Below are 26,008 nucleotides of genomic sequence, written 5' to 3'. Positions count from 1 at the left end.
GGTATGAAGCGGCTCTGGGTCGGCATCTTCAGCTGTGCGCTCCTCTCCAGCGGCACGGCGTCTGCCGACGACATCACGAACAAGCCCGAGGCAACTAAGTCGGAAGAGAAGCCGTCGGAGAGGGTGAGTGAGGAACCGCGTTCGGATTCGCCGCGCGACTTGCAACGGGTGCTGCCGTTGCGCGCCGGCGACCGGCGCGGGGTGAGCCCGTTTTGGATCGGTGCGATGTGCGTGCCTGCCGATCCTACGCTCCGTGCGCAGCTCGGGTTGGCCGACGGCGTCGGGCTGGTCGTGGTGCGCGTGATGCCCGAAAGCCCGGCCGACAAAGCCGGCCTGAAAGTCCACGACGTCCTTGCGACGATCGAGGGCAAACCGGCCGTGGATCTCGCAACTCTGATGCTGGCCGTCGATCAAGCCGGAGACGGCAACGGCGCCGGGCTGAAGCTCGAGATCGTCCGCGTTGCGAAAACGCAAGCGGTGACGGTCGTGCCTGCGAAGCGCCCGGAGGGAGATTTATCCATTCGTGCCGGCCTGCCTCAACCAGGCCTTCCTCAAACGGGCACCGCGCTCGATCCGCAACAGCACCAAGCCTACGCTCGACAACTTCAAGCGCAACTGGAAGCGATGCGCAATCAGCTACCCAACGGGGATGCCGAGCGGATCCAAGAGTGGATCAAACGCGTGCAACAAGGCGAGAACCAACCGCTGAGGATGCAGTTGTTCGGGCCGGGAGTTTTGATGCCCGGCAATGCCGCTTTGCCGGACGGTGCGAACATCGTCATTTTCCGCAACGGCAACGAGCCGGCTAAGGTTTCGGTTTCGCGCGGCAAAGACAAATGGGAAGTTTCCGAAAACGAGCTCGATAAGCTGCCGGAAGATCTGCGCGAGCCGATCAAAGGGATGTTGAAGAAGTAGAGCGCCGAGGCCGAGGTTCGGAGGTCGGGGATCGATTGAAAGCACCGAGCCCGATCACTTAAGCTCTTGCATCGCCTTGCGGATTTCGGCGGCGCGAGCGGAGCCCGGTGAGAGCAGCTTGAGAGCTCGCTCATATTCCACCCGGGCCGCATGAGTCTTTCCCGCTGCGGCGAGCGCGAGAGCCCGATTCGCCCGGGCGTCTACCGAGTTCGGATCGCTGCGCACCGCTCGCTCGCTCATTTCCACGGCGAGCGCAATCTTGCCGGCCGAGAGATAGCTGCTTCCGAGATCGGCGAGCGCTTTCGCATTGTCGGGAGACAACTCAACCGCCTTCTCTAGTTGCACGGTCCCTGCGGCAAATTCTCCGGCTCCGACAAGCGCCCGTCCATAGCGACGGTGCGACTCCGCATCCGGCGCAATCTTCAGCCCTGCTTCGAAGTCTTGCTTTCCTTCTTGCAGGTAAGAGGCCTTAGAGCTTCCGTCGGCCGTCTTGCGACTCTTGTCGAGCAAGAACTCACCGAGTTTGAGATTCGGATTCGATTCATCCGGTGCCGATTTCAACGCTTCGCGGAACCACTTTTCGGCGTCTTCCTCACGGCCTTGTATCAGATACACCTCGCCGAGTGCGATCTGCGCTTCGACGAACTTAGGGTCTTGTCTGATCGCCGTATCGAGTTGCTTGATCGCTTGTTCGTAGTTTTCGAGCTTGGCGTAGCAGGTGCCCATGTGCAGGTAGGCCCACGCGTAGTCGTAGCGAATCGCGAGGACGCCCCGATATTGCTCGATCGCCGTTTCGTAGTGCCCGGCATCCTTATAGCGATTGCCGAGATTCAGGTGCGACATATAGCTGGCCGGGTTGACGCGCAAACCGTTGGTATACAGAGCCCAATCGTCGCGCCAGGTCTCGCATTGTTCGATCGTCCGCTGCGCGAAGAACCCGAGCACGAGCGCCGTTACCGCCATCGGCACGACCGGCGAGCGGCGCGAAGCGATCCACGCCGCGAGCAGCAGCCCGAGCCCGAACATCGGCACATACATATATCGGTCGGCGACGGTCGAGATCGACTGGTAGATAAACGGCACGATGCCCGAGACCGGCAACAGCGCGACGAGAAACAATCCATACGCTCCGAGCCAAATGCGGCGGCGCGGCAGCGCGATCGAAGCGACGACGAGCAGCAGCGGCGCCAGCCAAGCCCGATAGAACATGCGCGATTCGCCGGCGTAGTGCGGCGTGCGACCGTAGTCGAAGCCGAGATCGAACGGCCAGAGGAGCTTGCCGAGATAAAACGCATAGGCATCCCCCGCCACGAACGGTCGCTGATACCACGGCTTGATCGAGGCCCAATAGATCATGTCGTTGTGCTGATAATACTTGGTCAGGCCCATGATCACGGCACCGGCGACGAACCACGGCGCGAGTCGCAGGAGCGACTGCTTCCAAGAATGCCGCAGCAACACGACGTCGATGACGAACACCAACAACGGCAGCGACGACGCCGACGGCTTCGACAATAGCGCCAAGCCGTAAAGTAGAAACGCGAACACGGCGTCGCGAGTTCGCGTCGTCGGGGGCGTGTAAGGCCGTGCGGCGAAGATGCCTGCTTCGGGATCGACTCCGACACGATTCAAATAAAACCAGATCGCCGCAAACGAAAAGAACGTGGCGAGCGTCCCGCGCGTTTCGCCGACCCAGCAGACGCTCTCGGCCTGCAAGGGATGAACGGCGAACAGCGCCGCTCCGCACAGAGCCGCGGGCGCATAACGCACGAACCGCAGCATCAGGCGATAGGCCCAGAGCGTGCAGCCGAGATGCAGCAACAAGTTTCCGGCATGAAACACGGCGGGGTTGAACTTATCGGCGGGATCGGCGCTCGGAAACCAGCCCGCGATCCAAACCTCGAAGGCATAGAAGTTGTAGCTCACCGGGATGTACAAATAGATGTGCGAGTAGCCCCAAAAGTGGAGCACGTTCATCCATGTCAGCGGGTTGAAATACCGGTTTTCGGTGATGTGCTGATCGTCGTCCCAGGTGAGCAGCTTGTAGCCGAGGGTCGGGTAGAAGACCGCGACGACGACACCCGCCAACACGAGGCCGAGCAAGATCGCCATGCGGCGCGAGCTTTTGGTTCGTGGTTCTTGGTTCGTGGTTCGCTGAATTTCGTTTTCGCCGTTCGTGGCTTCACCGTTTGCGGCTTCGCCTTTCGACGACGGCGCCAGAGCCGGCTCTGCGGCGATCGAAGAAGCTTCGGAGATCGGCTCGCTCGAGATCATCTTCCGCCAAGTAAACGAAACGGACCGCGCGCAATAAGACGGGCGACTCGCGCTTAGCTCGACGATCCGAGCGCGCGGCGCAGCAAGTTGTGCGTGATCCGTTCGACCCGATCGTCGGGACCATGCGGTCGCGACCAATGCGACCAAGGTAGCATGTGTCCGGGGGGAGTCGCGAGTCCTTGGGCCCACCAAATGGTCGAAGCGTTGAAGACGAAGTTGCCGTGCGGGCCTGGGTAAATTGTAGCGACCCAATGTCCCGGTTTCGTGCCGCCCGAGAGTACGGTTCCTTCCCCGACGACTTCGAGCCCCGCGATGTCGGCGGGGTCGCCGTGGTACTCCCAACCGACCAGGCCGGGGATCCGATCGCCGCGCTGCATCCCCGAATCGGCGAAGACCCAATGCTCGGGCTTCGCGCAAACCCAATCGCCGCAGCCGTTGAACGGCACCGTCGTCCGCGCGCCGATGAGCGTGGCTTCATCCGGCCCGGCGGAAGGAAACGGACCCATCATGTGGCCGTAAGCCTTCGTCTCGAGCTCCGACATCGGGCCGAAGCTGGCGGTGCGCGTGATGACGCGATCGGCACGGCCGTCGGCGCTGGGAGTGAACGGCGAAACCATGTACGCCGTGTTCGCCGACAGAAACAAAATGCTCACTCCCGCCGCAACGCTTTTCTGCAAGGTCTCGAATTGCCGCAGATCCCAATACTCGTCGTGGCCGATGCTGAGGACGGCCTTCGCACGGAGCGGTTGAGCGGCCTCGAGCATGTCGATGTTGGCGCAGTACGTCACGTCGTAGCCGTGCTTCTCGAGCCAATAGCAAAGCGGAAATTCCCACAATAGAAATTCGCCCGAGCCGACCGACTGTGGCGCTTCGACGATTTGCGGGTACCTCGCATACGGCCGATCGAACGATACCGAAACGCCGGGCACATGCGCGCCGCCCGGCGCGGTGTAGAGCGAATAGTCGTCGGGCCAGCGATTGTAGGCTTGCCAGGTATTGTCGCTCGTTTGAAAGAGGAGGCCGGCTTTGCGATCGTCGCGCACGACGAAGACGACGTAGCTCTGCCAATAGCCGGAGCCGCCGCTCTCGGTAAGCGTGGTGAGGCGACCGAGATAGACGCCGCTCGTCCAATCGGCAGGGATCGTGAGTTCGGCGCTCGTCGTCCAACGGCATTCGCGAAGCCGCGCTGCGCCCACCTCCGGCACCGGTTGCGGCGTGCCGTCGAACGGGCCGAGCACGGTCATGCGCCGAGCGCCGAGGCCGGCGTAGTAGCCCATGCGGAAGATCTCGATCTGAAACTTCGCAGCCGGCGACGTGCTGACTTTGAACTCGATCTTCTCGCCGGCCTTCACGCTCTGCCGCGAGCAGTAGCCTTCGATCGCAGGCGAACGATAGCCGCCCGACTTATCGAGGCGCACGCGCGTCAGTTGCCAATCGCGGCTGCCGGGGAGCTTGTTCTCGGCGACGATCGGATTCGACGGTTGCGATGCCGCTGCCGACACGGTATCGCCGGTTGCCGAAACGCCGTTCGTGGTCGTGGCGGCGGCGAGCGAAGCGGCGAGTGCCCCCCTCAATAGATCGCGACGCGAAGCGTGGGGAGTTTCGTCCGGCATAGTTGAGTCGCTCTGTTGACCGCCGGCACGACTTACTGGCGGCGTTTTTGGAAGCGCGCGCTGGCGCGTTCGAGCGTGCGACGCTCTTCGGGCGTAAGGCTATCGAAGCTGGTCTCGTTGATCTTCACCAAGATCCGATCCATCTCCGCTTCCAAGCTCGGGGGTTGCTCGACCGTGGGTTCGTGCAACTTCAGCTTCGGCCCTCGAGCGAACATCTTCGGGAGCGACGGCAGCGCGAGCTTTTGCGGCACCCAACGGCCGAAGTTCCAGCCGAAATGAAAGTAGAACAAAGCCAACCCCGCGCCGCCGAGATGGGCCACATAGGCCACGCCGTTGCCGGCTCCATGCACGTTGCGATAAGCGCCCGCCATATCTTGCATGACGAACAGCGTGGCGAGCAGCCAGACCGGAACGGGCAGGATGCCCATAACTAAGATCGTGCGATACGGGTAGCGCAACGCATACAGCACGGTGACGCACGTTACGGCTCCCGACGCGCCGACCATCGAGACCCGACCGCCGCCGCTCATGGCTTCGATCCCGAGCCAAGCGAGCCCGGCTATGACGATGGCGACGAGATAGATCCTGAGAAACTCGCGCTTGCCGTAAATGTTTTCGAGATCGGAGCCGAAGAACCAAAGCCCGAACATGTTGCCGACGATGTGCAGCAGCGAGGTCTGACTATGCAGGAAGCCGTAGGTCAGAAGTTGCCAACAGTTCCACGGCCGGCGCAGCACGTCGGTCGAAAGGGCCATCGTTTGCGAGATCCGGCCATCGGCCAGCATGTCGAGCACCCAGACGGCGACATTGACCAGAATCAGCGTGCCGATCATCGTCTGCGGAGCATGAAGCTGAAAGCCTCGCTCGGTGTCGCGAGCATAGTCGCGATTGTCTAATCCCATGACTGTCGACGCCTCACTCCGTTATTTGCGACCGGCCTCGACGACCATGCCCGCCTCCGCTCTCCGTCTTCGTTTCGCGCGGGCTCGAATTAGTTCGACCGTAGCGAAGCGCCGGCAGCGGGCGACGGAACCGCGGCGGTCTTGCCGCCGGCGGCCGGCGGTTCGTTGCGGCGCTTATGATCCGCCAGCAAACGGGACAACTCTTGCTTCATTTGCTCGACCGCAGCCGTCAGCTTTTCGCTGTGCTCTTTAATGACCGCGAGCTCCGCCTCGACGACGGCCTTCTCCGCTTCCAACTTCACTTTACGCGCATCGAGCGCCGTGAGGATCTTCTCGGCGTTCTCCTTGCCGCGGTCGGCGTATTCCTTTTCCTTCTTCAAGATCTGGAGCTTGTCGACCATGTCGGCCAAACTAACCGCACCGGTACGGAAGATCTGATCGTAGTCGCGAAGCGGGCGGAGGAAGCGCTTCGTCTTGCTCGCCTTGTCTTCCTCGACGTACTGCTTCAAGTGTTCGTCGTTCAACACCGCTTCGGTCGGCTTTTGATTGTCGTTGATGTATTCGGCGGCGACGGCGGCCGGCACGCGCTGCTGGATCTCTTCATCGGTATAGCCGACGAACAAATCGCGCGAGTCGAGCGGCATCTTATCGTAGACGACCCACTGCGAGCTTCCTTGTCTCAAAGCGTCCCATTGCGCAGGCGTCAGCGGACGAGCCGGCTTCAGCGGGATGTTCGTTTCGATCAAGCCGCTGATGACGAACTCTCCCACGTAGCGGTCTTCCGGCGCACGGGTGCCGTTGTGGGCCATTTGAAAGATGTAGAGAATCGTCTTGTCGGTGAAGCCGTGGTCGGCCTGCTCTTTTCTTCCGCCCGAATCCGCGGCAACGCCGAACTGCACGTTGTCGACGTCGGTGTCGTAGACCATCATCTTCAACGAGTTCGTTTCGGGATTCACCGACTCGGTAACGCGCGTGGCGTACCACACACGGCCCGTGCTGAGCATGAGATTGTTACGCGCCGTCTCCAGCTGCGCGACGCCGAGAACCTGCTCGGGCTTCAACGGCTTCCCCGGCACATACGGTAACCGCTGCGCTTCGTCGCTGCCGTATTCGAGTTTCGCACCGAGCTTTTGCTCTTTATCGCGAGCCGCTTCGAACTCGGTTACTTTGGTCCGCCACGCCCCTTGCAGATTGAGCACTCCGGCGGCGAAATAAATCGTCGGAAAGGTCGCGATCAATACGAGGCCCAACATGATCTTCGTGAGAATGCTCATCGCGCTCGTTCGCTTGGTTACCGTTTCGCCGGGTTATCGCCCGAAAAATCTCATCTAAATCTCAACTGCCTGACGTGCTCGCCGCAGGTGCGCGTCTGTCTATCTTACGCGACAAACCGCGCATCACGTAACAATCGCGTTGCCGCAGCTTCAGAGAGCAGCCTCAGAGAGTTGCCGCCGAGGCCGATCGCTTGCATCGCGACAAGGTCCGGCAATTTAGTTGTCGGCAATTTCGGCAACGAACCTATTCTCCGTCGATGCCCGACGCCAACTTCTTGCTGCAAAGGCCCTTAGGTCGAGCATAGGCTGCCCCTGTCGGAGTGTCAAGCTGCGTAGTCTAGGGAGCTATTCGGGTTCATTACTGCGAGGATTTGCTCGCGAATACCCGCATCGATCGCAAACCTCCGATGCAACCCGCACAATCGTTAAACTCTCGCCATCTTACCGCCGAATTATGCTCCCATGATCCGCTCCTGGCCCCACACACAACTCCCGACGGGGCGCGTTCCCCGCCGCGGCAGTCGTTGGCTTTGGGGAATCGTCTGCTTGGCGATTCTCGCCGGGGGCTGCACGCGCCGGCATTACCGCGTCCAGGCCGACGTGCAAACGTCGCAACTCTGGCAACAGTTCACTCTCGAAGCCGCGCAGCCGCTGACGCAAACGGGCATCCAGATCCGGCCGGAGTCTCGGTTGTTCGATCCGTTCGATCCCGACCACGAGCCGATGCCCCCCGACGACCCGACGGCCCATTCGCGAATGCATTTCGTCGACGGCAAGAAGGCGTATCGTCGGTGGGGCAAATACGGTCGAACGGACGAAGTCGACGATCAACATTGGCGCGCCTTCCTACCTTGCGACCCCCAAGGCAACGTCGTGCTCGATCGCGAAGGGGCCGTGCAACTCGCGTATGTGAACTCGCGCAACTATCAAAAGGAACTCGAAGACCTCTACCTTTCGGCGCTCGACGTGACGTTCGAGCGGTTCCGCTTCGATGCCCAATTCTTTCTCACCAACAGCACTTCGATTCTCACCGACGGCCGACTGCGAAGCGGCCCGAACGGAAACTCCCAGACGACGATCGTCAGCGATACGACCGGCACCGTGCATAAGCTGTATGCCGGCGGCGGGCAACTCGTCGCCGATCTCGCGAACAGCATCGTGTGGCAAGTCGCCGGGGCCGACTCGAACACCAACACGACTCTCTTCGATTTCAATTTCATTCAGCCCCTCTTGCGCTTCGGCGGCAGGGCTCGCATTCTCGAACGGCTTACTTTGTTCGAGCGCACGCTGATCTACAACGTCCGACAGTTCGAGCAGTATCGACAAGGGTTCTATGCCCAAGTGGTGACGGGACGCGATCCGGGCAACGGCCCCTCTTCGACCTCGCTCGGCACCGGCGTCGGCACGCCGCTCCCTAGCTATAGCGGCATCGGCGGCTACATCGGACTCCTCTCCGATCAAGTGCTCATTCGCAATCAAGAAGCGAACGTCACGACCTTGCGCGATAGCCTCACGCGCTTGCAAGACGAGTTCGACGCCAATCGCTTGAAAGACAAGTTCCAAGTCGAGCTCGCGCGCCAAGCCCTCTATCAAGGACAAAGCCGGCTCCTCTCTTCGAAGGCCGCGTTTCAAACCTCGCTCGACAATTTCAAGATTCTACTTGGGCTTCCGCCCGATCTCGATGTGCAGTTGAACGACGATCTCTTGATGCCGTTTCAATTGATCGATCCGCAAGTAACGCGGCTCACCGAGCTCGCCGGCCGCATTGCGCTCCAGGCGCATAAGCCCGACAACACGATCGGCCCCGGAGACCTTGCAGAGCTCATCGACAACGACCGCGGCATCCGCAAGCAGGTCGAATACCATCTTGAATTGCTGGAAGAAGATTACGCGGAACTCTTGAAGAACGTGCCGGCCCGCGAAGCGCAACTGCAAAAGCTGTTGCAGCGTCCCGAGGTCGTGCGAAGCGAGGTCGACCCGGTCGCATATTCGATCACGGCGCTGCGCGATCGAGTCGCTACGCTCCGTCGCGATATCGACGGCCTGCGCGTCGGGCTCGCAGAGACTTGGAGCACGCTCGAAAAACTCCGCGACGATCTGCCGAAGATCACGCCGGAAGCGGCCCGCGATCGCCTCAAGCGGGCACATCCCGATCTTTCGAGCCAGTTGCTCGCCTTGACCTTGGCGAAGGCCCGCTGCCGCGTCGATGCGATCACTTGGACGCCGATCGAACTTTCGGCTCCCGACGCCCTGGAAACGGCCCGCGTGAATCGCCGCGACTGGATGAACGCTCGGGCACAGCTCGTCGACACCTGGCGACTCATCGAATTCAACGCCAACGCACTCAAGGCCGGCTTGAACTTCGTCATGAGCGGCGACGTCCGAACGGTGAACGACAACCCGGTGAACTTTCGCGATGCGACCGGCCGGCTCCGCATGGGAGTCGAGTTCGACGCGCCGCTCACACGGCTCGTCGAGCGCAACGTCTATCGCGCGTCGCTGATCTCCTATCAGCAGAACCGCCGCGCCTACATGCTCTTCGAAGATCGCATCAATCAAAACTTGAGGCAGATTTTGCGCGTGCTCGAGCTCAATCAGTTGAACTTCGAGATCCGTCGCTCGGCCGTGCAAGTCGCGATCCAGCAAGTCGACCTAGCGCGCGAGAATCTGAATCGTCCGCCGAAAATCAACGAAACGGCCGAAGCCTACGCCACGGCTCGCGCCTCGATCGGCCGCGACTTGGTCTCGGCCTTGAGCGACTTGCTCAGCACGCAAAACGATTTCCTCGGCGTCTGGGTCAACTACGAAGTGCAGCGGATCAATCTCGATTTCGAGATGGGAACGATGCAACTCGACGACCACGGTATGTGGATCGATCCGGGCCCGGTGACCCCCGATCCCTCGGCCGCGATCGAGACGGTCGACGGCATCCCGGCCGACGACGATGCCGCGCCGCTACCATTGCCGCCGGGGGCCGCACCGCCGCCGCGCAACGACGTACTCGAGCCGTTGCCGATCCCGCCGGCGCCGAAAGTTTTGGAAAAACCCAATGCCGCCGCCCCGCCGGCAGCCGGGCCGAAGCCCGAACCGGGGCCGGCCTTGAAACTCGTGACGCCGCCGTAACCTGCCTGGCAATCAAGATTTGCCGCTTTTCTCGGGCCCCTGCCGGCGGAAGTGGGGTTTACCTAATACCTGCCGCTCGTCTAACTTCCGGCCGAACCCGAAACCGGAATTTGCGGCTACATCGGCCTTTCGAGGCCGAATAGAATAACAATCGCCCACCCGACTCGCACCACTCGACCCCTGTCCGTGGTTGCTCGCCCCCCAAGCGCGCAACGTCGAGATTGACCGCGAGTTCCGACTGCCGCCCGCACTCCTGCCCCCATCCATTTTTGAAGAGGTGACCTATGCGACTCCTGCGAGCATGGTCTTTGCGTTTCGATCGATCAAAAGTCGTCGATGCATCGAGCCCTTCATTGTCTGGTTCTCGTTCGAGGCGTCGGAAAAGTCGGCGCGGTGCGCTGCGCTGGAAGCTCGCCGCGCTGGTTGTGGCGGTCGGCGCTGCGGGGGGCGGGGCTTATTGGAAGCTCGCGCCGGGCGCTTGGAAGGCGACCGTCGAAACGCCGCTTACTGGGCAAGTCGTCGTCGGAAAGTTCGTCCATGAGATCGTCGAACGGGGCGACATTCAAAGCTCGGCCAACGTCGACGTCCGGAGCGAAGTACAGCTTCGCAGCAGCGCGAGTGCGAGCCTCGGCGTGGCGATCCTGGAGATCGTGCCGGAAGGAACCTTCGTCGAAGAAGGCGACTTCCTCGTTCGCCTCGACGATGCCGTCTTGCAAAACGAACTCACGTTGCAAACGATCAACTGCAACGCCAGCCAAGCCTCGGTGATCCAGGCCGAAACGACGGTCGAGACCGCCAAGCTAGCCCTTTCGGAATACGAGTCGGGCACGTTCAAGCAAGAAGAAGAACAACTCCAGAGCGAGATCTTCGTGGCCGAAGAAGCCCATCGTCGCTCGCAAGAATACGTGCGCTACAGCGAACGGCTCGCGGCTAAGGGTTACGTCACGCCGATCCAACTCGAAGCCGATCGCTTCGCCGTTTCCAAAGCCGCCAAGGAACTCGAAGTCGCGCGCACGAAGCAAGTCGTGCTGCATACCTACTCGAAGCAGAAGATGATGAAGCAATTGGAGTCGGAAGTGAAGACGGCCGAAGCCAAACTGCAAGCGACTCTCGAAATCCACTCCGTCGAAAAGGCGCGGCTCGACCGCATCAAAACCCAGATCGCGAAGTGCGTGATCGCGGCACCGAAAGCCGGCCAAGTCGTGTATGCCAACGATCAAACCTCGAGTGGCGAACCGATCGTGATCGAAGAAGGACGCATGATTCGAGAACGGCAAGTCATCATTCGTTTGCCGAACCCGAAACAAATGCAAGTCTTAGCGAAGATCAACGAATCGCGGATCGATCTCGTCCGGCCGGGCATGCTGGCGCGGGTGAAGATCGATGCGCTCCCCGATGTCGAGTTGCGCGGCCGCGTGAAGAAGGTGAGCGAGTACCCGTTGCAACAGTCGAGCTCGTTCTCGGCGCACATCAAGGAATACGCCACCGAGATCGAAATCCTCAATCCTCCGCCCGGCTTGCGGCCCGGCATGACGGCCCAAGCCGCCGTGATCGCCGAAGAACGGGACGGCGCAGCGCAAGTCCCGTTGCAAGCGGTGATGGAGCGCGACGGCCGGTACTATTGCCTAGTTCACACACCGCAGGGCCTTCAAGCGAAGCAAGTGCAAGTCGGGCCGACGAACTCGAAGCTCGTCGTGATCGAGTCGGGTCTCGAAGGGACCGAGCAAGTCGTGATGACGCCGAAGCAATATGTCGATCTCATCGCGCTGCCGACGCCGATCGACTTCCCGGCGCGCGTGAAGCCGACCGCGATCGCCCGTTCGCATCCGGCGGAGCGCACGCCGGCCGAAGCACGGCTGGCGAAGTCGGAAACCGCCTCGCGCATTCCGAAGCGCGAGCCGATCAAGCGCCCGAAGGCGATGCTCAACGACACCTCGACCACGCACGGGGCAGGGCTATGAAGTTCGCCGTCCGAGTCAACGACCTGCGCAAGGTCTACCGCTTGGGCGATGAAGAAGTTCACGCTCTCCGCGGCGTGACCATCGACTTTCCCGAAGGGGATTACGTCGCCGTGATGGGCCCTTCCGGCTCCGGAAAGAGTACGTTTCTCAACGTGCTCGGCTGCCTCGATCGACCTTCTTCGGGAAGCTATTTTCTCGGCGATGACGACGTTGCGCAGATGGACGACGATTCGCTTTCGGAAGTGCGCGCGTCGCAAATCGGCTTCGTGTTTCAATCGTACAATCTCATCCCGCAGCTGACGGTGATGGAGAATATCGAAGTGCCGCTTTACTATCGCGGCAAGATCATGCCGGAAGATCGCGAGCGGTGCCGCGAGCTCGCGGAACTCGTCGGGCTCGGCAAGCGTTTGAACCATCGGCCGACACAGCTTTCCGGCGGGCAGCAACAGCGAGCGGGCATCGCGCGGAGCTTGGTCAACAATCCGCGCTTTATCCTCGCCGACGAACCGACGGGCAACCTCGACTCCGTCACGACGAACGAAATTCTCGCGCTGTTCGACAACTTGAACCAAGCCGGCAAGACGATCATTCTCGTCACGCACGAAGACGAAGTCGCCCATCGCGCGAAACGCATCATTCGCCTTCGCGACGGCGGCGTACAGTCCGACGAACGCATCAAGTAGCTCCGCCCTCGCGATCGATGACATGCTCGTCTTCCTTCAATTCCGCACTTGGCAACTCGGCTTCAAAAGCCTGGTGTTGCATCCGCTCCGTTCGCTGCTCACCGTGCTCGGCATCTTCATCGGCACGGCCAGCGTCATCTGGTTGCTGGCGATCGGCGAAGGAATCAGCGCCAAAGCGCAAGAGCAGATCGCGCAACTCGGGGCCGACAACATCATCCTCAGATCCGTGCAGCCGGTCGGCAAAGGAAACGCCGGCGGAGGCAAAGCGTCGGCGATGCGGCAATACGGCCTGACCCGCGCCGACTACGACAACCTGCACACCATTTCGACCATCTCGCGGGCCGTTCGCATTCGCGAGACGCGCCGCGAATGCAGCTTCATGGACCGCACGGCCGACACGCGCATCGTCGGCTGCGATCCCGAGTATCTCGACCTGAATCGGCTCACCGTCGAGAGCGGCCACTTCATCACCGATGCCGAACTGCGCGCCGAAGATAGCGTCTGCGTGTTGTCGGCCGGGGTCGCGGAGCAATTGTTTCGCTTCGACAACCCGCTAAACCAAACGATCCACGTCGAGAAGTTCTACTATCGCGTCGTCGGCGTCCTTAAGCAAAAGACCGCCACGGCCGCGGTCGGCGGCTCGCTCTCCGGGCAAGACTTCGCGCAAGACGTCTACATTCCCTACAACACGTTCGTCCGCCGCATCGGCGATAAGAATGCCTACACGCACAACGGCACGCGCACGGCCGAGTTCCTCGAGCTCAATCAAGTCACGCTCAAAGTGCGCGTACCCGACGACGTACTTCCCACCGCCGACGCCGTCCGGGCGATGCTCTCGCAAAAGCACCCGTCGAACGATTATGCCGTGGTCGTACCGATGGAGCTGTTGGAACAAGCGAAGAACACCCGGATGATGTTCATGATCTTTATGGGCCTGATGGCGACGGTCTCGCTCGTCGTCGGCGGCATCGGCATCATGAACATCATGCTCGCCACGGTGACCGAACGCACGCGCGAGATCGGTATTCGTCGCGCGCTCGGCGCGAAGCGTGGCGACATCACGCGGCAGTTCCTCGTCGAAACGATCGTGCTGTCGATCGCCGGCGGCCTGACCGGAGTTCTCGGCGGGCTGCTGTGCGGGCCGATGATTCGCGGCCTCCGCTCGGCACTCGAAACCGGCTTTCCGAGCGTCGTCGCCACGATGCCCGAGTCGATGCGCGAGGTCTCGCCGATCGTCGTGCCGTGGTCGATTCCGCTGGCGTTCGGCATCTCGATGTTCATCGGCGTCGTCTTCGGCCTCTACCCGGCCCGCCGTGCGGCATTGATGAACCCGATCGAAGCGCTACGGCATGTCGCATAGGGACGAAATTCGAATGACTAATGTCTAATGACTAATAGGAGTTCGTCGATCCCGCATTCTCTTCAGCTGTCCCCCGACCCCTGGCCCCCGACCCCTGACCCCAATCTTCCCCGTAATCGTTCCGCATTGTGGACTCCACCCCGTTTTTCTATACTCGGTTTCCGCAGCAGAGCAAACGGAGTGCGCGCGGCGGGTGAGGCCGAAGTTCGCCGAGGCCGGTAGAGTGCTCGAGGGATTGCCGCCGCCAAGACCGCGACATCGACTAGGTCGTCGCGTCGCCGCTTCTCGACGATTCTTCCAGCCACGGCCACGCGCGCGCCGCAGGCTTTCTCGCGACAGTGCTCGATTGCCGACAGTGCTCGATTGCCGAAGGGGCTCCATTTCCGACAGTATCCGATCGTCGATAGAGCCCGCTTGCCGCAGGTCGTCGTTCCCATAGTAATTCGCATCGTCTATCGCCGGTTTCCTTTTTGGTTTCGAGCCCGATCATGAGCACGTCGTCTTACACGCTGACCCACCTCCGGCAACTCGAGGCCGAGAGCATCCACATCATTCGCGAAGTCGCGGCCGAGTTCGAGAACCCGGTGATGCTGTTCTCGCTCGGCAAAGACTCGATGGTGATGCTCCACTTGGCGCAGAAGGCGTTTTATCCCGCGCCGCTCCCCTTCCCTTGCATGCATGTCGACACCACTTGGAAGTTCCAAGAGATGTACCGCTTTCGCGAGTTCATCACGAAGGAATACAAGCTCAATCTGATCGTCTACAGCAATCCCGAAGGCTTGAAGCAAGGGATCGGCCCGATCACGCACGGTAGCCAGAAGCACACGAACATCATGAAGACCGAGGCGCTGAAGCAAGCGCTCGATCTGCATAAGTTCGACGCCGCGTTCGGCGGCGCCAGGCGCGACGAAGAAAAGTCGCGCGCGAAGGAACGGGTCTATTCGTTCCGCGATAAGTTCCACGTGTGGGACCCGAAGAACCAGCGACCGGAACTTTGGAACATCTACAACGGCAAGGTGAACAAAGGAGAGAGCATCCGCGTGTTCCCGTTGTCGAACTGGACCGAGCTCGACGTTTGGCAATACGTGCATCTCGAAAAAATTCCGCTCCCGGATCTCTATCTGGCGAAGGAGCGGCCGGTCGTCGTGCGCGAAGGCAACCTCATCATGGTCGACGACGAACGCCTACCGCTGAACAAAGGCGAGGTCCCGATGATCAAGATGGTCCGCTTCCGCACGCTCGGCTGCTATCCGCTCTCCGGTGCCGTCGAATCGCAATCGACGACGTTACCGGAAATCATCCAAGAGATGCTGCTTGCCAAGACCTCGGAGAGGAAAGGCCGCATGATCGATCACGACGAGCAAGGCTCGATGGAAGAGAAGAAACGACAGGGGTACTTCTAAAACTTGAATGGCTAATGACCAATGTCTAATGACTAAACTTTTTTCGCGGTGGTTCCTTTGGATGCGGAATCGAAACGATTCGATCTCGAAGAACGAACCGCGAAATTCGGTAAGGCGGTCATTCGATTTTTGCGCCGCTTACCGTTTCATTCGATTACAGATCCGCTGATCCGCCAGCTTGTCCGATGTGCAACGAGTATCGGAGCAAATTATTGCGAGGCGGACGACGCAGGCTCGAACAAGGAATTCAGATATCGCATCAGCGTCTGCAAGAGAGAAGCACGAGAAACGAAATACTGGCTCCGAATGCTCGCCACGGCGGAACCGGAACACAAAGAAGATTGCCGCGAATTATGGAGCGAAGCCAAAGAACTACATCTGATCTTCGTAGCGATCTACCGCAAAAACCCGCCAAAGAACCCAAAATCCGATTAGTCATTAGTCATTAGTCATTAGTCATTAGTCATTAGTCATCGCCGCCCATGTTCACCGAACAAGAACTAATCGAAAAAGACATCGAAGCCTACCTCGCTCAGCATGAACGCAAGGAGCTCATGCGGCTGCTCACGTGCGGGAGCGTCGACGACGGGAAGAGCACTCTCATCGGCCGGCTGTTGCACGACTCGAAGCAGGTCTACGAAGATCAGATGGCCGCGGTCACGCGCGATAGCGCGAAGAAAAGCTCCGCCGGCGGCGAAGTCGACTTGTCGCTGCTCGTCGATGGGCTCAAGGCCGAGCGCGAGCAGGGAATCACGATCGACGTCGCTTATCGCTATTTCTCCACCGCGCGACGCAAGTTCATCATCGCCGACTGTCCCGGCCACGAACAATACACGCGCAACATGGCGACCGGCGCGAGCACTTGCAACCTCGCGATCATCTTGATCGACGCTCGTCACGGCGTCATGCAGCAGACGCGCCGCCATAGCTTCATCGTCTCGCTGTTGGGCATCAAGCACGTCGTCGTGGCGATCAACAAAATGGATCTCGTCGATTTCTCGGAAGAGAAGTTCGAAGAGATCAAACGTGAGTACAGCCGGTTCGTCACGAAGCTTGAAATGGGGGATCTCACGTTCATTCCGATGTCGGCCCTGCGCGGCGACAACGTCGTCGACGCGAGCGTGAACATGCCGTGGTACCACGGCGGCACTTTGATGCACTACCTCGAAACGATTCACATCGCGAGCGATCGGAACCTGATCGACTTTCGGATGCCGGTCCAATACGTGAACCGCCCGAATCTCGACTATCGCGGCTTCTGCGGCACCATCGCCTCCGGCATCGTCCGGGTCGGCGACGAAATCATGACGCTTCCGTCGGGCCGCAAAAGCAAGGTCGCGCGGATCGTCACCTACGACGGCGATCGCGAGGAAGCGTTCGCACCGCAATCCGTCACGCTGACGCTCACGAGCGAAGTCGACGTGAGCCGCGGCGACATGCTCGTTCACCCGAACAACCAGCCGCGCGTCGATCGCTCGTTCGAAGCGATGGTCGTTTGGATGAACGACCAAGCCCTGACGCCGGGCAAGCAATACTCCATCAAGCACGCGACGAAATCGACCGCGGGGACTTGCGCCGTGCTCCGCTATCGCGTCGATGTCAACTCGCTGCATCGCCAAGATGCCGCCGAGCTGAAGATGAACGAAGTCGGGCGTTGCAAGATCACGCTCAGCTCGCCGATCGCCTTCGATCCTTATCGCAAGAACCACAGCACCGGCGCGTTCATCTTCATCGATCGGATGACGAACAACACCGTCGGCGCGGGCATGATCGTCGATCGCGACGGCTCCATCGGCGGCTTCGGAGCCGACTTGTGGGACGTCGTCGATGCCGAAGAGCGGAAGCACATCGGCGTCGACTCGGTCTCGCATGACGAACGCAAAGCGCGCACCGGGGTCGAGCCCGTCACCGTGCTTCTGACAGGTCTGACGGGTGCCGGAAAGACGAGCATCGCCTATGCGCTGGAACGTCGGCTGTTCGACGCCCACAAAGCGGCCTACGTGCTCGACGGCGAAACGATGCGGCAAGGCATCTCGAAGGGGCTCGGCTTTTCCGGTTGGGAACGCTCGGAGAATCTTCGCCGGTCGATCGAAGTCGCGAAGGTGGTGAACGACGCCGGCCTGATCTGCATCTGCGCGTTCTTAGCTCCCGACGAAACGATCCGCGCGAAAGCTCGCGACGTTGTCGGCAAGGCGCGCTTCCTCGAGATTTATCTCAAGGCCCCTCTCGAAGTGTTGCGCAAGCGCGACACGGCCGGCATGTATGCCAAGGCCGACAGCGGCGAGATCGCCGAGTTTCCGGGCGTTTCCGCTCCGTACGACGAACCGAAGCAGCCCGACCTGACTCTCGAAACCGATAGCCTCACCGTCGCGCATTGCGTCGATCGAATCATGGCCCTGCTCGAACGTCGGAAGTTTATTTGATCGCGCGTTGAAGTTCTGCCGCGAGTCGCTCGCTCCGAAAACGTGCCACCGAGAACCCATCGATGGACTCCGCAGAACCTCGCTCCGCTCCAGCGCCGTTGCCCGTGTCGCTGCCGCGCGTTCTCGGGCCGTTCGATGCGTGCATGGTCGTCGTCGGTTCGGTGATCGGGAGCGGCGTGTTTTTGAAACCCGCAACGATCGCGACCGCGCTCCCTTACTTCGGCCCGATCATCGGCGTCTGGATCGTCGTCGGGCTCGTGACGCTGTGCGGCTGCTTGGCCTTAGCCGAGCTCGGCGCAATGCTGCCGCAATCCGGCGGTCCCTACGTGTATCTTCGCGAAGCCTACGGTCGACTGCCGGCGTTTCTCTGGGGCTGGACCGAGTTTTGGATTATCCGCACCGGCTCCATCGCGGCCCTTTCGACCGGCACGGCGATCAACATCAACGTCCTGTGCAATGGTCGCCTCGATCATTACGGCCAACTGGCCGTGACGCTCGCGATCGTCTGTTTCCTTTCGGCGATCAATTACGTGAGCACGCGTTGGTCGGCGCACGTGCAAAACCTCACGTCGATCGCGAAAGTCGCCTTCCTCGCGGCGATCATCATCTTGCCTTTCTGTTTCGGCAAGACGAACGTCGACAACTTGCAGCCGATCTGGCCCGAGCGCACCGACGCGACTCTCTGGAGCGGATTCGCCGCGGCGATGATCGCGGTGCTTTGGGCCTACGACGGCTGGATCAATATCGGCCCGATCACCGAAGAGATTCGCAACCCGCAGCGCAACGTGCCGCTCGCGCTGCTGAGCGGAATGCTGTTGGTGATGTTCGTCTATGTGACCGTAAATTGCGCGTTTCATTTAGTGCTGAACATGCCGACGGTCGCGGCCAGCAGCAGCGTGGCGGCCTCGACTTTCAGCGTGTTGGCCGGTGGCGCTGCGGCGAAGATCGTGGCGTTCGGCGTGATGTGCTCGACGTTCGGCGCTGCGAATTCCAACATGCTCACGGGCCCGCGAATCTATTTCGCGATGGCCCGCGACGGCCTGTTGCCGCATGTCGTACAACGCATCCACGGCCGCTTCGAAACCCCGGCGAACGCCATTCTCGTGCAATGCATCTGGACGTCGCTCTTGACGACCTACGTGTTTTTGCAAAAAGGAGATCCTCTCAAGACGTTCGACGACTTGACGAATTTCGTGATCTTCGGCGGCTCGTTCTTCTACGCACTGGCGGTCGGCGCGGTGTTCGTGCTTAGGTATAAGAAGCCCGAGCTGCCTCGTCCTTATCGGACCTGGGGCTATCCGTTTACGCCGGCTCTGTATCTCACGGCCTTCGCGGCGGCGCTGGTGTCGCTGCTGATGGGAGCGCCGGAGGAATCGGCTCGGGGATCGCTCCTCATCGCGGCCGGCGTGCCGGTCTACTTCTACATGCTCCGCGGCTCGGCGGCCCGTTCGGCGCGGCTTTAACCGGCGCAAGCGCTCCGACCGTCATAGGTCGACCCCCTAAATCTTGCGGGGTCGGTTTTCCACGCTCGATCGCGTTCTTTTCGACCTAGGTTTGCCATGACGGGCCGTGTCGCGCGCATCCATTGCGCACATGCTCCCGGTTCGATTTTCGCGATCCTCTCTCCGTGAGCGTCCGCGTATGTTGTCGACTTCCACGATCTTATTGCTCTGCGGCATCTCGGCGTTTCAAGTCACGATCGGCTTGTGCGTCGGTTGGTGGCTCCGCTCCGCGCGACGCACCAGAACGAACACCTCCGAAGTGCTTTCGCGACGTCTTACCGAAGCGCTCGGCAAGCTACAAAACATCGCCGACGACATGGGCCACGGCGCGTTCCATCATGCCGAGCAAGTCGAAGCCGTCGGCCGGCGGCTCGATACCGTCGCCGAAGACGACGTCGAAGAACTTCACCAAGCGCTCGTCGACGGCATGACCGAGATCGTCACGGCGAATACGCACCTGCAAACGCAACTTCACGAAGCCGAAACGAAGCTTGAAGAACAATCGCGGCAAATCGAAACGCAACTTTCCGAGTCGCGATTGGACCTGCTCACGGGCATCGCCGACCGTCGGGCCTTCGACGAAGAGCTCGAACGCCGCTTGGCCGAACGCCGCCGCCGCCCGGCCCCGTTATCCGTGATTCTCATCGACATCGATCGCTTGAAGCAAATCAACGATCGCCGCGGCGCACCGATCGGCGATGCCGTGTTGCGCGATGTGGCACGGGTGCTCGAAGCGACGATGCGCGAAATGGATTTCGTCGCCCGCTACGGCGACGATGAATTGGCCGTCGTCCTCCCTTCGACGACGCTCCGCGAAGCCCGCCGCGCGGCGCAGCGTGCTTTGGAATCGGTCGCGAAGCACACCTTCGAATACGACCACGAACAAGTCACGGTCACGATCAGCCTCGGCCTCGCCGAAATGCAACCCGACGACGACGCGGCCTCGCTCGTCCGTCGGGCCGATGAAGCCTTGTATCTGTCGAAAGCCGCCGGTCGCAATTGCGGCCACTTCCACACCGGGGCCGACTTTCTCTCGCTCGATTCTCCGCGCTTGCTCGATCAGGCGATGGAGTTCGAGTCCTTCGATGCGACCGGCGCCCGGGCTATCGACCCGGTTGCGAAAGCTTCGGCCGATTGCACGACCGACTCGCTGCAAAAGGCGGAGTCTCTCGTCGCCGCGGCGCGTAACGAGTCCGAGAAGATCGCTCGCGCGGGCAAGCGCGCTGCGGAGCCCGACGATGCGCTCACCAACCTGCCGACGGCCGGCACGTTCTCCCACGAACTTCGTCGCCGCATCCATCGCTCGCGACTCGAGCATCGTTCGTCGGCCTTGATTCTGATCGACGTCGATCGCCTGACTGCGATCAACGCCGGTGTCGGACGCGACGGCGGCGATCTCGTTCTTCGCCGCACGGCCGACGTGTTGCGCAGCATCTGTCGCGAGCGCGATTATCTCGCTCGCTACCACCACGGCCAGTTCGCGCTGTTGCTGAACGACGCCACGGCCGTCGACGGTGCCCGTACGGCGGAGCACATTCGCGCCGTCATGCACGAGTCGTCGCTGGAGCGGGGCTTCAAGCATGTCGACGCGACGGTCAGTTGCGGCGTCGCCGAAGTCGGCCCGCACGATCGCTCGGTCTCGGTCGTGATGCATGCCGGCGTAGCGCTCGCCGCGGCGAAAGCGTCGGGCCGCGATTGCACGTTCGTCCACGACGGCCACACCGCCGAGCCGGTCGATCTTGCCCCGCAAGGCAACGGAGCGCAGCCTACGCGATAGCTCCCGTTCGCAGTTCGGTATTCCGCTTTTCGGTGCGAAGGAAACTCTATCGCACCCCCTTGGCCGGCCCCTATACTAACCGGCCGGTGAACATTTCTCGTCCGGCTTGCGGAGACCTCTTCGATGTCGCTACTGCGTACTACTCTTGCTCTCGTCGTCATGAACTTGGTCGCCGTCGCACAGGGCGAAGAGTCGATCGAAGGGAAATATCTTTCCAACGTGCGCCAAGTCACCAGCGGCATGGTGCGCGCCGGCGAAGGCTATTTCTCCCCGGACGGCAAGCAGATCGTCTACCAAGCGGTGACGAAAGACTATCCCTTCTATCAGATCTACACACAGCCGCTCGACGCTCCCTCTGCCGAGCCCGTCGCGCCGAAGCTCATCAGCACGGGCCGGGGTCGCACGACCTGCGCCTACTTCTCGCCCGACGGTAAGAAGATCCTCTTCGCTTCGAGCCATCTCGATCCGAACATCGGCACGCTCGAAGATGCCGAGCGAAAACAGATCGCCGAAGACGCGAAGACCGGTAAGCGCCGCCGCTATGAATGGCCGTTCGATCCCGCGACCGACATCTTCGAAGTCGGCGTCGGGGGCGGACCCTTGCACCGCATCACCGAAGCGCCGGGCTACGACGCCGAAGGGGCTTACTCGAAGGATGGGAAGACGATCGTCTTCGCCAGCACGCGCGACGGCGATCCCGACCTCTACGCGATGAACGCCGACGGCTCGAACGTGCGTCAGCTCACCAACGTCGACGGCTACGACGGCGGACCGTTCCAATCGCCCGACGGCAAATGGGTCGTCTTCCGCACCGACCGCAAGAGCAAAGAGCATCTGCAAATCCATGTGATCGGCATCGACGGCAAGCACGACACCGCCCTCACCGACGACCCGAACTCGGTGTATTGGGCCCCCTATTGGCATCCGACCGAGCCTTACATAATCTGGACCGGTGCGGATCACTCCGACCCTAAGGCCCGCCCGAATTACGATCTGTGGTTGATGAAATACGAAGTCGTCGGCGATGAGTTCAAGCCGGGCAAGCGCTGGCGGATCACCGACGCGCCGGGCGGCGACGTGCTGCCGGTCTTCTCGCCCGACGGCAAGAAGCTGATGTGGACGAGCACGCGCACGGCCGATCATTCGAGCCAATTGTGGATCGGCGATTTCAAGCTGCCGGAGTAGGGAGAGGAAAGTGGTCGGTGGTCGGTGGTCAGTTGCAACAAGCGAAGCCAAGGCCATGTTGAAGTTCACGGAACAAGACTTCGACACGGTGAAATTCGAAGACTGTCTGTTGCGCGGTGTTGCGATCCACGCTGATTTCGAGACAGGGTCCGACCTGGTTCTCGACATCGACTACCTTTGCCGACGAACTCCGGATCTCAAACTCGGCGAATTTTTCGTGGCCGCCGCCGATCTCACGTTTCACGGCCTGACCGGTCTGAAGCTTTCGATCGATTGGCAAGACCCAACTTATCAGTGCTGCCGCGACGGCCAATCGATCGCAGGTCTGACGCGCAAGCCGGTCGTGCCGCAACTGGTCTTTCTGGATCGACCTTATTGGCGTTGGTCTTTTTCGTTCTCGCCAAACGACGCTCAGTTTTCTTTCGGTGCATACGGCTTCACGTTGCAGCTTCGACAAGAGCCGATGAGACACGACAAGCAAAGTCTGCCGCTTGCGTTGAGAGGCTGAGTCGCACGCTGCACGGACATATAAATTTTTTGAATCGGAAGCCATGCCATGAAGCGTGCATTACTCGTAATCGACGTTCAAAACGAATACTTCACCGGGGCCTTGCCGATCACGCATCCGGTCGGGCATTTGGGGCAGATTTTACGCGTCATGGATGGCGCTGCCGGGAAGTTGCCGACGGTCGTCATCCAGCATCATTTTGCCGGCAACGACAAGCCCTTCTTCATTCGCGGCACCCACGGTTGGGAGTTGCATGACGAAGTGAAGTCGCGCCCGCACGACGTGCTCGTCGAGAAGACGATGCCCGGCAGTTTCACGGGCACCGAGCTGGAAGCCTGGTTGCGCAAGCGCGCGATCGACACCGTCGCGATCGCCGGCTACATGACGCACATGTGCTGCGACACCACGGCGCGCGAAGCCGTGCATCGGGGCTTCAACGTCGAGTTTCTGAGCGACGCGACGGGCACGCTGCCGCTCTCGAATTCGGCAGGCAGCGTCACGGCCGAAGAGCTGCAACGTGCGATTCTTTGCGCGCAGCAAATGCTCTTGAGCGAGGTCGTCTCGACCAAGGATTGGTTGGCGCGATTGTAACGTCGGTGACGATCGCCGAACGAGCGATCGACGAACCGCATTTTCGGCATAATCGTGCGCGCTCTGCGCGCCGAAATCGAAGCGTTTCGCTACGACCGTTAAGGTCGATATCTTGCGCGGAGATTACGCATTTTCTCAGCGGATAACAAGCAATCTAAATTGCCGATCGACCCTCCGTAATTACAAGGGAATAGACGGTTGCAAGTGCGGCTGTCGTGTGACTGCTTCGAGGACAAAAACTGCACCGCTCAGGTCGCTCCACTCAAGTGCGACGACCATCGAACGGCGCCCTTTTCTCCTCGTCCGTGATCACGTCTTAGTACCCCGCCGCCGGCCGAAAGCCGATCGCGTCGGGAATCATATCGCTCGTTGTCCCCTCTCTCACAGGTGCATGCATGAAAGTAACTTTGCTTCGTTTGTGGAACGATCAATCGGGCGCAATCATCTCGGCCGAAATCATCCTCATCGCCTCGATCTTGATCATCGGCGTTATCGTCGGCTTGAAGAGTCTTCGCGACTCGATCGTGACCGAGCTCGCCGACGTCGCCCAAGCCCTCGCCAACATCAATCAATCGTATTCCTATAGCGGCGTGACGGGCCACCATGCGTTCACGGCCGGCGGAGCCTTCAACGACCAAGCCGACTTCTGCGACACGCCCGACAGCTTGTCCGACGCCGGCAACTCGAAGTGCATCACGATCTGCAGCGGCCCGCAAGTCATCGGCGAAGGAACCGGCGGTGGTGGCGGCGGCGGACATGGTGGTGGTCACGGTGGCGGCCATGGCGGCGGCAAGGGTTGGTAAGCTCCGCCCCGAATCGAGCAGGATCGGCAACCACCGATCCACCGGTGAAAGAGAATCGCTCCGACCTCTTCCACTCGCTCAAGTTGAATACAACGGAAGCAACCGTGCTCGTTTAGCGTGAGACCTAAACGACCGCGGTTTAAAAAGAAAGAAGCCGTCCCAATCCCCGGGGCGGCTTCTTTTCTTTTTGCGCTTATGAGTCTCGGATCGGCTGACGACGATCGAGACCGGAGGCCGGCGGTCGGTAGAGTCGCACCGTTCTTAACGAATAATACCCTACGCGTTCAGCTTCACGCTCGGATCGTCGGCCACGTTCACCCACACGTGCACGTGCGGGGTACCGCGGAAGTGCCAGACGAAGGCGGGGCCTTCCAAGCGCCAGTTGTCCCAGACCTTGTCGTTGCCGAGGTCCCCTTCTTGGTAGAACGACAGCGTGCATTTATCCAAGCCCCCTTGGGCCTTGAGCGCCGCAAGGGCTTCGTCCTTATCGCTCGTGCGGTACGGTTCCACTAAGAGCGCGAGCACCTTCTGCATGTGCTCCTTTTGGTCGGGCGACATGTCTTCCACGCGCAGACCGGGCAACTCGGAAGGTCCGCGGAAGCCGACCGACTGCTCGCGCGGAACCTTCGGCAAGAGCGCCGTCTTTTGTTGCTTGCCGTCGAGCATCTGATAGAGCTTGTTCGCCGCCAAGGCTTGAGGCCAGAAGACGTTCCCCGTGTGCGCGGCGCTTTCGTTGAAGTCTTCCGCCGCGTGGCCGTAGAAGATCGGGCCGCCGAACGCGACGTGGTCGGACGAGTTGCCGTCGCAACGCAACGTCATGTGCCGGCCGGTCATCACGAACTCGTACTTTCCTTCGCCCGGCGTGCCGAAGATGGCGATGCTCTGCTCATGGCCGAAGCCGCCGGCATCGTCTTCCAATTGCTTGTCGATCTTCGGTTGCCATTCGGGCGTAATCAAGCCCTCGAAGATGCTGCGCACCAGCGCTCGTTGGTCATCGGTGTAAAACGTTTCCTTATGGTCGATCAAGAACGGCCGAGTGATTTGCCAGTTGTTGGCGACGAACGTGCGCAGCAAGCCGCGCTTCGAGTCTTGATGGTCCCACGCGAAGCAAATTTCTTTCTTTTGCTTTTCGGTGAGGGTCTCGAAGAGGGTCTTCACCAGCGACTCGGGTGCCGCAACGACCTTCTTCGTCGCGGTTTCGGCGACGGTATCTTTCGCGATGGCCCACAACGGCCCGAGCCCTGCGACGGCAGCGGCGCCCCCGGCGGCGGTGGAAAGAAAGTCGCGGCGAGGCACCCCTGCGGGCGTTTTGCGGTCCATAACCGAAGCTCCTGGAAAAGATTCGCGAGAGTAGATGATGAAAAAGAAGATACGGTGGAAGTTGCCGACGCCCGAAGAGGGCCGGCGAATCATCGCGCGAACGACGACTTGCGCGAAGCCGCCAAGATCGAGCCTAATGAACTCGGTCATTAGAATAGACGCCGGGTCGCGAAGCAAGTTTCGCGAGGTCGCGAGCCTGCCCGCACTGCGCGATTCGCCTCTCGCGGCGCACTCCGTTGCGGGGGAAGTTCCTTGCGTCTTACGGTCGTCGCACCTAGGATTTTCGTAGCTGAAATCCGTTCGAGGGGGTGCAAGCATTTTACGATTTTCGCAAGTTACCGACCGACGAAGCCGCTGGTGGCTCGCCGCATACGTCTGTGCGCAGCTCGGC

The 26,008-nt window shown here is 60.8% G+C and carries 19 protein-coding genes; 14 read left to right on the top strand and 5 right to left on the bottom strand.

Features of this window, described 5'->3' with window-relative positions:
- Nucleotides 1-3: 3 nt before the first annotated feature.
- Nucleotides 4-915 (top strand): PDZ domain-containing protein, encoded by a 912-nt coding sequence (locus tag K8U03_01730; GenBank protein ID MCE9603603.1) that lies wholly within the window; start codon nucleotides 4-6, stop codon nucleotides 913-915.
- Between the two features lie 54 nt (nucleotides 916-969).
- Here the strand turns inward: K8U03_01730 and K8U03_01725 are convergent, their stop codons facing one another.
- The 4 genes from K8U03_01725 to K8U03_01710 form a co-directional block, all read right to left on the bottom strand.
- Entirely contained in the window at nucleotides 970-3,189 is a 2,220-nt protein-coding gene (locus K8U03_01725) for a tetratricopeptide repeat protein (protein MCE9603602.1), read from the bottom strand.
- Nucleotides 3,190-3,242: 53 nt separating this feature from the next.
- Nucleotides 3,243-4,802, bottom strand: coding sequence for a hypothetical protein (locus K8U03_01720; protein ID MCE9603601.1), 1,560 nt, complete (start codon nucleotides 4,800-4,802; stop codon nucleotides 3,243-3,245).
- Nucleotides 4,803-4,834: 32 nt separating this feature from the next.
- Nucleotides 4,835-5,704 carry a rhomboid family intramembrane serine protease gene (locus K8U03_01715; protein MCE9603600.1) on the bottom strand — a complete coding sequence of 290 codons (870 nt, stop codon included), beginning with the start codon at nucleotides 5,702-5,704 and terminating at the stop codon, nucleotides 4,835-4,837.
- An 89-nt stretch (nucleotides 5,705-5,793) separates the two neighbouring features.
- On the bottom strand, nucleotides 5,794-6,978 hold the full coding sequence (locus K8U03_01710; protein MCE9603599.1) for a hypothetical protein: 1,185 nt from the start codon (nucleotides 6,976-6,978) through the stop codon (nucleotides 5,794-5,796).
- Between the two features lie 462 nt (nucleotides 6,979-7,440).
- Here K8U03_01710 and K8U03_01705 point away from each other — a divergent pair, with 462 nt between their 5' ends.
- From K8U03_01705 to K8U03_01645, 13 genes are all read left to right on the top strand, one after another.
- On the top strand, nucleotides 7,441-10,101 hold the full coding sequence (locus K8U03_01705) for a hypothetical protein (GenBank protein MCE9603598.1): 2,661 nt from the start codon (nucleotides 7,441-7,443) through the stop codon (nucleotides 10,099-10,101).
- Nucleotides 10,102-10,454: 353 nt separating this feature from the next.
- Entirely contained in the window at nucleotides 10,455-12,062 is a 1,608-nt protein-coding gene (locus K8U03_01700) for an HlyD family efflux transporter periplasmic adaptor subunit (protein MCE9603597.1), read from the top strand.
- The gene (locus K8U03_01695) at nucleotides 12,059-12,745 is read left to right on the top strand and encodes an ABC transporter ATP-binding protein (protein MCE9603596.1); all 687 of its coding nucleotides are present in this window, start codon (nucleotides 12,059-12,061) and stop codon (nucleotides 12,743-12,745) included. Before K8U03_01700 ends, K8U03_01695 begins: the two co-directional genes overlap by 4 nt.
- 22 nt (nucleotides 12,746-12,767) lie before the next feature.
- On the top strand, nucleotides 12,768-14,105 hold the full coding sequence (locus K8U03_01690) for an ABC transporter permease (protein MCE9603595.1): 1,338 nt from the start codon (nucleotides 12,768-12,770) through the stop codon (nucleotides 14,103-14,105).
- 488 nt (nucleotides 14,106-14,593) lie between these two features.
- Nucleotides 14,594-15,508, top strand: coding sequence for a sulfate adenylyltransferase subunit CysD (cysD, locus tag K8U03_01685; protein ID MCE9603594.1), 915 nt, complete (start codon nucleotides 14,594-14,596; stop codon nucleotides 15,506-15,508).
- 57 nt (nucleotides 15,509-15,565) lie between these two features.
- Entirely contained in the window at nucleotides 15,566-15,943 is a 378-nt protein-coding gene (locus tag K8U03_01680) for a four helix bundle protein (protein MCE9603593.1), read from the top strand.
- Nucleotides 15,944-15,990: 47 nt separating this feature from the next.
- Complete coding sequence (gene cysN / locus K8U03_01675) at nucleotides 15,991-17,931, top strand: sulfate adenylyltransferase subunit CysN (GenBank protein MCE9603592.1); 1,941 nt, start codon at nucleotides 15,991-15,993, stop codon at nucleotides 17,929-17,931.
- Between the two features lie 62 nt (nucleotides 17,932-17,993).
- Nucleotides 17,994-19,394 carry an amino acid permease gene (locus K8U03_01670; protein MCE9603591.1) on the top strand — a complete coding sequence of 467 codons (1,401 nt, stop codon included), beginning with the start codon at nucleotides 17,994-17,996 and terminating at the stop codon, nucleotides 19,392-19,394.
- Between the two features lie 178 nt (nucleotides 19,395-19,572).
- Nucleotides 19,573-21,210, top strand: coding sequence for a GGDEF domain-containing protein (locus K8U03_01665; protein MCE9603590.1), 1,638 nt, complete (start codon nucleotides 19,573-19,575; stop codon nucleotides 21,208-21,210).
- Nucleotides 21,211-21,369: 159 nt separating this feature from the next.
- Entirely contained in the window at nucleotides 21,370-22,395 is a 1,026-nt protein-coding gene (locus K8U03_01660) for a biopolymer transporter Tol (protein MCE9603589.1), read from the top strand.
- Nucleotides 22,396-22,450: 55 nt separating this feature from the next.
- Nucleotides 22,451-22,903: a hypothetical protein gene (locus K8U03_01655; GenBank protein MCE9603588.1), complete on the top strand. Its 453-nt coding sequence runs from the start codon at nucleotides 22,451-22,453 to the stop codon at nucleotides 22,901-22,903.
- A 48-nt stretch (nucleotides 22,904-22,951) separates the two neighbouring features.
- Nucleotides 22,952-23,494 (top strand): cysteine hydrolase, encoded by a 543-nt coding sequence (locus K8U03_01650; GenBank protein MCE9603587.1) that lies wholly within the window; start codon nucleotides 22,952-22,954, stop codon nucleotides 23,492-23,494.
- Between the two features lie 395 nt (nucleotides 23,495-23,889).
- Nucleotides 23,890-24,297, top strand: coding sequence for a hypothetical protein (locus K8U03_01645; protein ID MCE9603586.1), 408 nt, complete (start codon nucleotides 23,890-23,892; stop codon nucleotides 24,295-24,297).
- A 276-nt stretch (nucleotides 24,298-24,573) separates the two neighbouring features.
- Here the strand turns inward: K8U03_01645 and K8U03_01640 are convergent, their stop codons facing one another.
- Nucleotides 24,574-25,617, bottom strand: a complete 1,044-nt coding sequence (locus K8U03_01640; GenBank protein ID MCE9603585.1) for a DUF3500 domain-containing protein — start codon at nucleotides 25,615-25,617, stop codon at nucleotides 24,574-24,576.
- Between the last annotated feature and the right edge of the window lie 391 nt (nucleotides 25,618-26,008).

It is taken from the genome of Planctomycetia bacterium, assembly GCA_021413845.1.
GTDB lineage: Bacteria > Planctomycetota > Planctomycetia > Pirellulales > PNKZ01 > PNKZ01.
The sequence above is the reverse complement of the archived record's forward strand: the minus strand, read 5'-3'. Positions and strand labels throughout refer to the sequence as shown.

Coding starts and splice junctions, on each gene's coding strand:
- K8U03_01730 (MCE9603603.1), top strand. CDS start 4: ATGAAGCGGCTCTGGGTCGGCATCTTCAGCTGTGCGCTCCTCTCCAGC.
- K8U03_01725 (MCE9603602.1), bottom strand. CDS start 3,189: ATGATCTCGAGCGAGCCGATCTCCGAAGCTTCTTCGATCGCCGCAGAG.
- K8U03_01720 (MCE9603601.1), bottom strand. CDS start 4,802: ATGCCGGACGAAACTCCCCACGCTTCGCGTCGCGATCTATTGAGGGGG.
- K8U03_01715 (MCE9603600.1), bottom strand. CDS start 5,704: ATGGGATTAGACAATCGCGACTATGCTCGCGACACCGAGCGAGGCTTT.
- K8U03_01710 (MCE9603599.1), bottom strand. CDS start 6,978: ATGAGCATTCTCACGAAGATCATGTTGGGCCTCGTATTGATCGCGACC.
- K8U03_01705 (MCE9603598.1), top strand. CDS start 7,441: ATGATCCGCTCCTGGCCCCACACACAACTCCCGACGGGGCGCGTTCCC.
- K8U03_01695 (MCE9603596.1), top strand. CDS start 12,059: ATGAAGTTCGCCGTCCGAGTCAACGACCTGCGCAAGGTCTACCGCTTG.
- K8U03_01690 (MCE9603595.1), top strand. CDS start 12,768: ATGCTCGTCTTCCTTCAATTCCGCACTTGGCAACTCGGCTTCAAAAGC.
- cysD (MCE9603594.1), top strand. CDS start 14,594: ATGAGCACGTCGTCTTACACGCTGACCCACCTCCGGCAACTCGAGGCC.
- cysN (MCE9603592.1), top strand. CDS start 15,991: ATGTTCACCGAACAAGAACTAATCGAAAAAGACATCGAAGCCTACCTC.
- K8U03_01670 (MCE9603591.1), top strand. CDS start 17,994: ATGGACTCCGCAGAACCTCGCTCCGCTCCAGCGCCGTTGCCCGTGTCG.
- K8U03_01665 (MCE9603590.1), top strand. CDS start 19,573: ATGTTGTCGACTTCCACGATCTTATTGCTCTGCGGCATCTCGGCGTTT.
- K8U03_01660 (MCE9603589.1), top strand. CDS start 21,370: ATGAACTTGGTCGCCGTCGCACAGGGCGAAGAGTCGATCGAAGGGAAA.
- K8U03_01655 (MCE9603588.1), top strand. CDS start 22,451: ATGTTGAAGTTCACGGAACAAGACTTCGACACGGTGAAATTCGAAGAC.
- K8U03_01650 (MCE9603587.1), top strand. CDS start 22,952: ATGAAGCGTGCATTACTCGTAATCGACGTTCAAAACGAATACTTCACC.
- K8U03_01645 (MCE9603586.1), top strand. CDS start 23,890: ATGAAAGTAACTTTGCTTCGTTTGTGGAACGATCAATCGGGCGCAATC.
- K8U03_01640 (MCE9603585.1), bottom strand. CDS start 25,617: ATGGACCGCAAAACGCCCGCAGGGGTGCCTCGCCGCGACTTTCTTTCC.